Genomic DNA, 12099 nt, shown 5'->3' with positions numbered 1-12099 from the left:
AAAAGAACTGAAATTATTGCTTTTTAAAGAGTGTCTTTGGTAAATCGTTCCTTTGCCGCCAGAAAAAAAAGAATTACAAGAATCACCATCGAAGTTAAAAATAATCAGTGAAACCACTTTGCTTCCATCAAGATATAACTTTAACTTTTTATCTTGATAACTTACCGAACCAAATACCTTGTTTATTAGAGACAAATCGACAACCAGTTATTGGCAAATAGATAGGGCTAAATAGTCATACCTAAAAATAGCCTCTTAAAAATATAACTCACTTATAGATTTTAAATCTAAGTTTCATCACAACACTGGCCCAATCACGAAAAAAACAGGTTTTCATCACACTTTAAGTTATTGATAGTAAAGATATAAAAATCAGCACATGGTTAATCCCACCAAGATTTAAGTAAAGAGTAGGCAATATTCTAAAAGTATGAATGTGATAATTGTATAAAGATGTAATTCGAAATGATGAAGCCAAATTTAAGACGTAAAAAAGCCCGCAATTGCTTGCGGGCTTTTTTACGATCTGTAAGTAACATCAGAGTTGAAATATCTTAACTGATAAGAGTTAGCCTCGATGGGCGGTCACTTGAAATACAGCCTTAATCTCAGAATTTATGCATTTGCCACTACTACTGAATCACTTTTAGATTGAGCTAGATTAGATTGAATTATTTGCTCTGCATTATTCATCGCTTCTTTGGTTTTTATATCGACAATATGCATACCATCAAAGCGTTGAATCTCTTTAATCGCGACATCATGAGCAAAAATAACCATCTCTGCATTCACAACATCTTTTTCGGTTAATCTGTTTACAATGCCATTAGCACCTTGGGTTTCGACTTTAATTTTAATGCCTAGCTTACTTGCTGCTTTTTCTAAACTTTTTGCAGCAAGGAAGGTGTGTGCAACACCTGATGGGCAGGATGTGATAGCAAGTACCTGCGCTACACCTTCTTCAGAAATTGATTCAACAAGCGTCCCATTCATTACTTCGGTGTCATCTTCTTCACTAATAGGTTTTTTCAATACGTTAACAATAACCGCAGTAACAACAGCACCTGCAATCGTACCTACAATATAACCAAACTTACCTTCTACAACAGGAAGTACAATCCAGCCTCCCCAAGGTGCGTAATTCAATACGTTAAACATAAAGCCAGTAACGTTACCCACAATACCGCCGACAACAACGGCTGGAATAACACGTATTGGGTCTGCTGCTGCAAATGGAATCGCACCTTCGGTAATACCAATCATCCCCATGATAGCAGCGGCTTTACCCGCTTCACGTTCATCTTTTTTATAGCGTTTTGGTGATAAAACAGTTGCAAGTGCCATGCCTAGCGGTGGAACACAAATTGCGATGCCTACACCACCCATTAACCATGGCTGAGTATTAACTTGAGTTTGTGCAAACAGTGTTGCAACTTTATTGATAGGACCGCCCATATCAAATGCTGTCATACCACCAAGTATTGCACCAAGTAGTACCTTACCGCTGCCAGCCATACCTGCTAACCATTCATTCAATGATGTCATCATATGTGCAATGGGTTCACCAATGCCCCACATTACGATACTACATACAATGAATGTACCAATCAGTGGGTAGATAAATATCGACCCAAGTGATGTCATACTATCTGGCAGCTTAATACGTTTAAGTTGCTGCACAACAAAGCCTGCAATAAAGCCAACGACTATTGCTCCTAAAAAACCGGTATTGAATTGTTGAACAGCAATCCATGAACCGATCATTCCTGGTGCTAAACCTGGTTTATCAGCAATTGAGTAAGCAATGTAGCCCCCTAAAATAACGGTAAATAGGGTTAATCCTGCAATACCCATTTCAGCTATATCTTTTAATACACCTGTATCAGGTACTGCGCCTTTACCTGAAATCATTACTGATAAAGAAAGCAAAACACCACCGGCAACAATGAATGGAATCATGTGTGATGTACCAAACAACAAGTGTTGTTTCATTCTGCCAAGTGATGCTTTAAAAGAAGAGGCTGGTACTTCATGCTGTGCCGATTGTATAGTTGGTTGTGCTTTTTTCTGTGGTGTTGTTTCTGTTAATAACATGACAATTTCTTCTGCGTTTTTTGCTGCACGAAGTTTATCAGTGAATCCATCTTCAATTAATTTACTTGAAATTTGTGCCAATACTTCAATATGGTGATTATCGCCATCATTGGGTGATGCAATCATAAAGAATATATTACACAGTTCACCATTATCTGCGCCATACTCTATCCCAGTCCGGCTAATACCGACAGCGACAGCGGGTTTAATAACGGCCGAACTCTTTGCATGAGGAATTGCGATACCATCTTCAAAGCCTGTATTACTAAGATCTTCTCGTGCCCAGACATCTGATAAATAGGTGTTTTTATCAGAAATGCATTGAGCGCTTTCAAGAAGGGTAGCCATTTCTACAAGTACATCTTTCTTATTTGTCGCCCTGAGATCCAAGCAAATTAATTGATTCGTTATTAGGGATTCAATCTTCATTTATAAACTCCAGTAATTAGTGCTATCTATATACTGGTGTAAGAACAATAACTTATATATATGATAATTGATGCACATGCTGGATTTTTGTCACCCACAAGTTAAAGTGTGATTGAAGCCCTAAATTATTTAATCATTAACCAAAAAAACGGATTTTTAAGGAATTAAATCAAATTTTCAGGGACTCTCTGATATATTGGCTTATTTAAAATATTGTGCTCAAATAATCCCTGTTGCTATAAGTTGTCAACTATAAAGACACCGCTGTACTTAATATAGATGCTGAAAGTTAGGACTTTGCTATTATCACTCGGATATATATATGAAAAATACTCAGTGTCTCAAACGTAAACTAGGTGATGGTAATATGGCTACAACATTTGCTACAGAAAGATCCGTTGTATTGAATATCAATAAACAATCGATTTTCTGATAAAAAAGTTCACAGAAAAATCAAAAATATTAAAAATCAGCAATTTAAAACTCCATATTATTAACTGAAATAAGTAAAAATGCCATTACTATAGTTATTATTATATCGTAAAAATTATATAAATTAAGAACGTTTAATTTATAAACGAAGCAAAAAAACCAATATTTTAGACCACATATTAACTTTATATAGTTCAATAAAAAGAATAAAAGCAACCTTTCCTTAATAATATGAAATTATTAACGTTATAATTTATCTAATGTTGTTATCTGTTTTCGATTATCATATACGATAGGTATTACACAAAGAAGCCCAACAACTAATGTTATAGCAAATAAATATACAATATTATGAACATTATGATGCGTCACCTCTGTCGCTACCATAGGTGCAAACCCGCTTATTGCAGCACCTAAACCATAGCTTGCACAACATCCGGAACTTCTTACTTTCTTGGGAAAAATCTCAGAAAATATTGGTGTAGCTGCACTTTGAATAATACAAATTAAAACTGTCATAACTAACATACCAATATAGATACTAGAAATATTATTGGATAGAATCAATTTGAATATAAATGGCAATAGAAGAATATGAATCACAATACCGTACATAGCTAATTTTGCTCGACCTATTTTATCTGATACATAACCAAATATAGGATAAAGTGTACAAGCAATAGCAAGAACTACAGTATTTAAAATTAATATTCTATCTTGAGATATATGGCTATGCCGAGTAAAAAACGTAATAAAATAGACAAAGTCTAAATAGAATATTATACAAACAACACCAGATAAAAACACTGAAACAGTAAATTTAAATTTATGTTTTAGCCATAATTCTTTAAACGTATTTTTATTTTCTTTTGTTTCTCTACTTTCTTTTTTCTCAATTAATGAAGATGCTTTTATTTCATCGTAAATAGAGCAGAAATAAAATACTAGAAGCAACCCACCAATAGCGAAGCACACTCGCCAAGTATAATGAATCCATTCTTGGGGAAGAATATTCATTACGATATAACTCACAGCAGATGCTAATAAGAAACCTAATACTGACACGCTTAACGCTATACCCGTATAGAACCCCGTATTTTTTAAATTCTTATCTTCACTTGTTACTACAATAAGGCTCGAGAACTGCCCACCCGCAGACAATCCCTGAATAATTCTAATGATTACTAATAAAATAGGAGCCCAAATACCGATGCTATGGTAACTAGGCAAGAAAGATACTAAGAAGGTTGCTCCGCCCATCATGATAATAGAAAGATTCATGCTGTAATAGCGACCAATTTTATCGCCAAGCCATCCAAAGATAAAACCACCAATAGGACGAGCAAGGAAACCAATAGCGAATGTTGCAAATGCCAAAAGAATACTGACAAATTTACTTTGAGTACTAAAGAAAGAGGTTCCTATAACTGAGGCAAAATAGCCGAAAAGACAAAAATCATACCACTCAATAACATTACCAAACGAATTTTTCAGTATTTTAGATACTTTTTTTTGTAACACAACAACCTCTAACACTTCCATTTGTTTAGTATTCTAAGTATTTAATTAGTATTCACAACCAAGAACTCCCCAAAAACTCCTCGTTAAACTAAGTTTTCACTGTTGAAATTTGCAAAAGGCATGAATAGTTACAATTCCCTGCTTAAGATCAAAGAAGATTGTAACTATCTAATTTAACAGGGTAAATTTTAGCTCGCACCAAAACAATGAGAATGGGGGTATTTGGGGGGCTTCTAAATATTAACCTTGCACACTGTTGCTATGAAAATTACGTTAACTCCTCAACAGAAACTACAACTCGAAAAATTGCACCATAGTAAAACCCCTTATTACAAAAAAGTAATAAAGGCTTTATCGATTACTTACCAACAACTAAACGACCATTAAGCTAGTTATATTTTTTGAGTGTTTAATGCTCAGATTTTATGGTAGATAATACTATTTAGAACACATAATCTTTCTGCGAGATTTAAAATCCACCTGCAAAAACAAGTGGATTTTTACTTTTATTTTCAGTTGTCGATTGACAGTTAGTTGACGTTTGAAAGAGGGATCGCGTCAGAGATCGATTTCTCTAACCTGATGGCGATAAATTTCGAGGTAGGAGTAAAGGTTCGTTCACCGTAGCTGTCTAGAGGAACCAAAGGGTTGGTTTCAGGATAGTAAGCAGCCGCCTGACCCTTTGGAACGTCATAAGCGACCAAGGTAAACCCTTTCACTTTTCTCGTTATACCATCTTCCCAAAGCGACACCATATCGACCTTGTCACCCGGTTTAAAACCGAGCTTCAATATATCGGCTTCATTGATAAACAAAACTTCGCGCATACCAAAGACACCGCGGTAACGATCATTCAAGCCATATAACGTGGTGTTGTATTGGTCATGGGAACGCATGGTTTGCAAGATCAAATCAGGTTTATTAGCACCTTGTAACACCGCTTCATTAATTAGCTGTTTTGGCAGTTCATTGGAGCCAAATTGCGCTTTACCGCTGAGGGTGTTCCATTGACGATTTGCGGCAGGGTTGACTAAATGAAATCCACCCGGATTTTCCAGCTTCTGATTGAAGTCAGTAAAGCCCGGAATCGTATCTGCAATGAGATCTCTAATATGCCCATAATCTTGAATGACCCAGTACCAATCTATTGGATGGCTGCCCAGTGTGGCATTTGCAATACCCGCGATAATCGCTGGTTCAGAACGTAAATGCGCTGATCGAGGTTCGAGCTGTCCGTAAGAGATATGCACCATGCTGAAGGTATCTTCTACGGTTATGCCTTGTGGCCCATTAGTTTGGGTATCGATTTCCGTACGTCCCAAACAAGGCAAAATCAAGGCATCTTTACCGGTAACAAGGTCAGATCGATTGAGTTTGGTTGAAATATGAACGGTTAGGTTACAATTTTTCATCGCCAGATGCGTGCGAGGAGTATCGGGGGTGGCTTGCGCAAAATTTCCACCTAAACCAATAAAGACTTTCGAGCGTTTTTCCTCCATCGCTTTAATCGCTTGTATGGTGTTGTGGCCTACATCTCGCGGGGCATTAAAGTTAAAGCGGCGTTCAATACTATCAAGAAATTGGTTTGAAGGTTTTTCATCGATACCCATTGTACGATCGCCTTGGACATTACTATGTCCCCTAACAGGTGATAGCCCAGCACCAGGCTTACCGACGTTGCCGCGCAACAATTGCACATTGGCTACTTCTTTGATGGTTTGTACTGAATGACGATGTTGTGTTAGCCCCATAGCCCAACACATGATCACTTTTTCTGAACGGCGGTACATGTTTGCGACCATTTCGATTTCGCTTAAAGCTAACCCCGATTGTTCAGCGATCTGAACCCATGTCGTCGCATCAACTTCTGCTAAGTATTCATCAATACCTATGGTGTGTTCGCTGATGAATTGACGATCAAATATGGCTTCTCCGTCAGTTGCGAGCGCATCACGCTCCCATTGCAGCAAATATTTAGCCATCCCACGAAAGACCGCCATATCGCCACCTAATGCTGGTCTTAAATACGCGGTATTGGTTGGTTTTGAACCATTGCTTAACATTTCAACCGGCACTTGAGGATTTTGGAAACGTTCAAGTCCACGTTCTTTCAATGGGTTGAAACAGATCACTTGCGCACCGCGTTTTACCGCTTCACGTAATGGTTCAAGCATGCGGGGATGGTTAGTGCCTGGGTTTTGCCCGAGCACAAAGATCGCGTCTGCTTTTTCAAAGTCGTCAAAAATCACGGTTCCTTTGCCCACACCGACCGTATCTTTCATGCCAATTGCACTGGCCTCGTGGCACATGTTTGAACAGTCTGGGAAGTTATTTGTTCCAAACGCACGGACGAAGAGTTGATACAAAAAAGCAGCTTCATTACTGGCTCGACCCGAGGTGTAAAATTCGGCTTGATGTGGTGAGTCGAGTTGCTTCAAATGCTTGGCTACGAGCGAAAATGCTTCGTCCCACGCGATAGGAATATAGTGGTCGGATGCAGCGTCGTACTTCATCGGATGGGTTATTCGGCCTTGGTATTCCAGCCAGTAATCTGTTTGTGATGACAAAGATGTTACGCTGTGTTCAGCGAAAAACTCAGGATCCACCAATCGATTTGTGGCTTCCCAGTTAACGGCTTTTGCACCGTTCTCACAGAAGTTCACTTTATTGCTGTGTGGGGATTCACCCCATGCGCATCCCGGACAATCAAAACCACCGTTTTGATTCGTTTTAAGCATTGTTCGAATGTTTTTGATGGCGTTATCGCTGCCCCACCAACTCTTAGTGACGGCTTTTAACGCCCCCCATCCACCAGCAGGACCATTATATTTTTTTATCTGTTCTTTTTGGCTCACAACTCCACTCCTCACACATGGGAACGGCAGTAAACAAGGGAACCGGTAAAACAGGCGCGTTATAAAAATAAGGCGGGAGTAAAACGGTTTTGATTATTTTATGTCGATACCTGTTTACTGCGTTGAATATTTAGAAATAGTCTGGCTGATTTTTGCCATGATATAAATCAAAGGTTATGTCGTTAAGGGGCGGTGCGTCCAATTGATATTGCCGACTAAGTGATAAGTAGTATCTATTATGGTGAGTAAAGAAGGAAAGTATCGCTCTTGTCACTGTGATAAATAGAATTTATTAGCCAATGCAATATGAGTTCTATTTTATGAGAGATTCGTCGAACAGCCTTGATATAGCTAAGCTCCCCTATGATAGTTACCGCCTATCACGCTATAGATAATTTAGATTTTACCTATATTTGAATTAGGCATACTTTGATTTAAATCAAAAAAACCATTTTTATTTTAGCCGCTGCTTTACAAATTGAGCCATTTCCCGTGATAGCTCTTTTCAATCGTAGAGAACAGTGAATGTACGACGAACGCGAAGAAGACGCTTCATTTCAAGGTGTTACTAATCATTCATGGATATAAAACAACTTAAATATTTAATCGCTTTAGATCAAACGAAACACTTTGGTCAGGCTGCGACACTTTGCCATATTACTCAGCCTACGTTGTCGATGAGGATAAGGCGTTTAGAAGAAGAGTTAGACCTCGAATTGATTTCAAGAAGTCAACGCTTTGAAGGGTTTACCGAAGCGGGCGAACGTATATTGGCTTGGGCAAAGACAGTCTTAGCCGCTCATGACGGTTTACAAGCCGAAGCGGCTAACTGCCGAGGTCAACTGGTCGGCTCGCTAAGAGTCGGCATGGTGCCTTTAGCCAGCCAAAATCCGATGCAGTTGATTAAGCCGTTAGCAGAAACATTCCCAGAACTTCGTTTTCAAATTTTGTCGATGACATCTGAGCAGATCATAGACCAACTCAATCGTAACCAACTTGATTTAGGTATGTGTTACACCGACGAGATCAATACGGCTTATTTTGACGTTATAGAAATGAACTCGACGGATTTAGGCATTCTGTATGACAGCCGATTTTTTGATTTTGCTGAGTCGGAAGTCTTATGGGAATCACTCAGTAACATTCCTTTGGGGCTTTTGTCTAAAGGTATGCATTATCGTCATTCGATTGATTTGAGCTTCGGTAGTAAAGGCCTCGTTCCGCAGACGTTGATTGAAAGTAACTCTACGTTTCACCTGATCCAAGCCGTCACCAGTGGCCTTTGCTGTGCTGTTATGCCGCTGAGCTCTGGATTGGAAGAGCTCAACGAACAACTGCGTATCTTACCGATAGAAAAAGCAGTGGTGCACTCACCTCTAGCTCTGCTTAAGCGTAAACAAGAACCTTATTCAGCACTCACTGATCAGTGTTTTGCTGAAGCAAAAAAATTATTTAATCAGTAACGTTTTCAGTCTGAGTCGATATCGTCAAGCTGACCATCTTTACCGGGTGATTTTATGAGATGTATAACTCAATCCTATATTGAACTGCCTGATTTTAATCAAGCGCCTCCACAGCCTAATACCATGAGCTATCGTGAGCTTACGGGCGATAGTATGGTCGTGGATGCACCTCTGGCAAACGAATCGGCATTAGCGATCAGTTATAACGGCATCAATCAAGCGGTTATGATGGTGACACCTGGTCACATGGAAGACTTTGTGCGCGGTTTTAGTTTAAGTACCGGTATCGTAAAAAGATTCAGTGAAATTCGTGATATTGAGATTACTGGCAATGGTGAATCTTATTTCGCGAAAGTAGAAATAAGCAACCGTGCTTTTTGGGAAATGAAAACTCAGCGGCGTAACTTGGCTGGAACCACAGGCTGTGGTTTATGCGGTGTTGAGGCGCTTGAACAAGCACTTCCGGATTTGGTTTCTTTACCATCGTCATTCCCCCCCAGTCCACTGGTTTTTCAGGGGTTGAGAGAGCGAATTGCCGAACATCAGAAAGCAGCCAAAATATCCGGTTCTTTACATGCAGCTTTGTTTGCGAACTCGAAAGGTGAAATTTCACTTTGTCGTGAAGACATCGGTCGCCACAACGCACTGGATAAACTAATAGGGGCGATGGCCATGAATGAGAGCAACCCTAAGTCGGGGTTCGCCATTATGACGAGTCGTTGCAGTTTAGAGCTTATCCATAAAGCCGTGCGTGCTGAAATCGCAACCTTGGTTTGTTTATCGGCTCCGACCTCATTGACGGTCGAATGGGCAAGACGTAATCGCTTAAATCTGATTCACTTACCAAACAACAGCTCACCTCGTTTATATAGCCCTGCGCCTTAATGCTATAACGACACCGCGCTCTAATTGTATCTCTTAAATTTCACGATAACTGAGTTAATAAGCGACATAATAACATGCGATTTCGAGAATAAATTCAGAAGGAAAATAGCAGCGTTTAAACATTAAAAATCAGTATTATGAATACAAGTTAAGCAAATTTTAATTTAAAAACTCAACGTTTACGACAGAACCGTCCTCAATTACTTATCATCGTTTTTCGTTCTGTGTACCTTAGCTCCCTGCTCCATCAAATAAATAGCCAGGCGTTATAAAAATGTAAAAATCGTGGAAGGTATAACAGTTTTTATACTAGAGAGCGATAATATTGCACGCCTTCTATCGTTTTTTATGGGGAATATACATGTTTAAGCGAATCGTATTGATGTTAATGTTGTTTGGCGTTGGCACAACTCAAGTGATAGCTGAAAATGTGACTTACAATGTATTTCTGATACCAGCTAAAGCCGCGGATCAAACGGTTAAAACTATCAGCAGTCAACTTAAGCACGAAAAGTTGAATTCTCTTTATAGTCAAAATTATCTTCCCCACATTACCTTGTATTTAACAGAGTATCCGCAGGGCAGTCTGGCGACAGTTAAAGCTAAAGTAAAGCAGTTAACAGCTCAAATAAAGCCATTTTATATTACGTTGGACAAGATAGAGAGAACCAAGGGGGATTGGTTAATGTTGAATGTCGAAAATAGTCGAGAATTACAACATATAGCGGATTCAGTTACAGTCGCGATGGAACCATTACGAGCCCTGAACCCTCAACTACCGAATTGGGTAACAAAATATCCGGCTAAACTGGCGGCTTTCAAGCGTTATGGTAGCCCTAACGTATTCACTAATTTCCAGCCACATATAACATTACTTCCACAGGCCGACTCGACTAAACTCGACAGCTTTATGCTTCAATATGGCAATAGTTTTAAACCGACGACTCTTAAAGTTGAGGGTATTGGTATTGCCAAAGTGAACGCCAATGGTCAGGCCAAACAGGATCTAGCTTCGTATTATTTCATATAGACTTCAAGAAGCTTGCATCCACTTTTTCATTAAATACTCTTCTTCACCGCGACGGCCTGAGTATCGCTGTGGCCACTCTCTGACTCTAATCTTTTTATTTCGCCATGTTTTGGGTGGAAGCTTATTTTCTGAGGCTCTCCATAGTCAATATGTGCATTAATGTATTCATAAAAAGGGGAGGTAAATGTGTATTTATTCACTTTTAGTGATTGGTTATGACAGAGCTTTGCACCAGGAGACAACCATTAGAAAAACTAATCAAAAAAAACATTTTTTCTCACTTTTAATTACGGATTAAATTCCTATGATGCCCCACATCGAAACGCGACCTATGCCTTATAAATACTGTGTTTAGGCAAGGTTGTACATTATAAAATACTTGCTCTATTAAGGGATTCACAATGTCACGTATCATTAATAAATTTGTTAACTTATACACTCCAGTTTTCGCTTCTATGTACAAAGCGCAAATCAAGTAAGTGTTAAAAGAATCTAAAAAGGGCGTTGAAGGTAACTTCAACGCCCTTTTGCTATCTAGGACAGACACCTTCTAAACTCATTGAGCTCAAAATCTGTGTTTTATCGCTCAACTCACCCGCCTTTTAAGTTCTCGAAAAATAAGCCAGAAAATACAACAGCAACGAATATTTTTAAGAATAAAGATACATTATTAAGCACGGCATTATCATAAAAAAATGTATTCAATAGCTTATGATATTTCCTAGAACGATATAAAAATGCAAAAAAATGTTGCCATTAATTGAACAGTGTTTTATTGTATGGGGAACACATTCTCTCATATCAATAGAGGTAGCTTATGAATACTAACGTTTCAGCTCCATCAAAGGGTAACTCATACTTTCTCGTCAGCCATATACTACTTTTATCATCGGTATTATGGGTAATGTACCTATGTTCAGACGGATCAAATGGGGGCTACGCTGTTCTATTACCTGTATTAGCAATCTATGCAATTGTGGCTCTAGAAATACTCGTTGTATTAACAAAGGTAATTATGATGTTTTTCTCTAAGAAAAAGATAAACATTATCCAACTAACAAAAATGCGCTTAGGTCAAGAGTAAATATATCGAGCATTGTTTTGTTAATCGCTTCTACATTGCTGCTTTTACAAATTTAGGATAAGCACTTAGCTTTCTTGAAACCTTAATCCGATAAACTTTCTTATCAGATCGGATTTACAGGCTCACAGCCCAAAGTAAACTCAAATCAAACATTGTCATTTACTCATAAATATTAGTTTGCACGCAAGACAGTCAACATTGCTTACACTATATGGGTTTAATAAAAGTAAATATAATTTCTGGCTAATGTAATGAAATAAATGCGAGCATTAGCGGTTTTATTTTTATATCTAAACACATTAATAA

Annotated in this window: 6 protein-coding genes; 3 read left to right on the top strand and 3 right to left on the bottom strand. The window is 38.5% G+C overall.

Annotated features, from left to right (window positions below; all coding sequences use genetic code 11):
* Positions 1-615 precede the first annotated feature (615 nt).
* From SKA34_RS06445 to SKA34_RS06435, 3 genes are all read right to left on the bottom strand, one after another.
* A complete protein-coding gene (locus SKA34_RS06445) occupies positions 616-2523 on the bottom strand; it encodes a PTS fructose transporter subunit EIIC (protein WP_006644684.1) in 1908 nt (635 codons plus the stop codon).
* A 678-nt stretch (positions 2524-3201) separates the two neighbouring features.
* Entirely contained in the window at positions 3202-4497 is a 1296-nt protein-coding gene (locus tag SKA34_RS06440) for an MFS transporter (RefSeq protein WP_006644683.1), read from the bottom strand.
* 509 nt (positions 4498-5006) lie between these two features.
* Complete coding sequence (locus SKA34_RS06435) at positions 5007-7331, bottom strand: FdhF/YdeP family oxidoreductase (RefSeq protein WP_006644682.1); 2325 nt, start codon at positions 7329-7331, stop codon at positions 5007-5009.
* Between the two features lie 578 nt (positions 7332-7909).
* On the opposite strand from SKA34_RS06435, the gene SKA34_RS06430 reads away from it, so the two are divergent.
* The 3 genes from SKA34_RS06430 (at position 7910) to SKA34_RS06420 (ending at position 10709) form a co-directional block, all read left to right on the top strand.
* Positions 7910-8794, top strand: a complete 885-nt coding sequence (locus tag SKA34_RS06430) for a LysR family transcriptional regulator (RefSeq protein WP_006644681.1) — start codon at positions 7910-7912, stop codon at positions 8792-8794.
* A 54-nt stretch (positions 8795-8848) separates the two neighbouring features.
* Complete coding sequence (fdhD, locus tag SKA34_RS06425; protein WP_006644680.1) at positions 8849-9679, top strand: formate dehydrogenase accessory sulfurtransferase FdhD; 831 nt, start codon at positions 8849-8851, stop codon at positions 9677-9679.
* Between the two features lie 361 nt (positions 9680-10040).
* A complete protein-coding gene (locus SKA34_RS06420) occupies positions 10041-10709 on the top strand; it encodes a 2'-5' RNA ligase family protein (protein ID WP_006644679.1) in 669 nt (222 codons plus the stop codon).
* The last annotated feature ends 1390 nt before the right edge of the window (positions 10710-12099 follow it).

The sequence above is a fragment of the Photobacterium sp. SKA34 genome (genome assembly GCF_000153325.1).
Taxonomy (GTDB): Bacteria; Pseudomonadota; Gammaproteobacteria; order Enterobacterales; family Vibrionaceae; genus Photobacterium.
Note: the sequence above shows the minus strand (reverse complement) of the source record. Positions and strands in the feature narration are given on the sequence as shown.

Excerpts from the sequence above, each read along its gene's own strand:
- SKA34_RS06445 (WP_006644684.1), bottom strand. The coding sequence starts at position 2,523 with ATGAAGATTGAATCCCTAATAACGAATCAATTAATTTGCTTGGATCTC.
- SKA34_RS06440 (WP_006644683.1), bottom strand. The coding sequence starts at position 4,497 with ATGGAAGTGTTAGAGGTTGTTGTGTTACAAAAAAAAGTATCTAAAATA.
- SKA34_RS06430 (WP_006644681.1), top strand. The coding sequence starts at position 7,910 with ATGGATATAAAACAACTTAAATATTTAATCGCTTTAGATCAAACGAAA.
- SKA34_RS06420 (WP_006644679.1), top strand. The coding sequence starts at position 10,041 with ATGTTTAAGCGAATCGTATTGATGTTAATGTTGTTTGGCGTTGGCACA.
- fdhD (WP_006644680.1), top strand. The coding sequence starts at position 8,849 with ATGAGATGTATAACTCAATCCTATATTGAACTGCCTGATTTTAATCAA.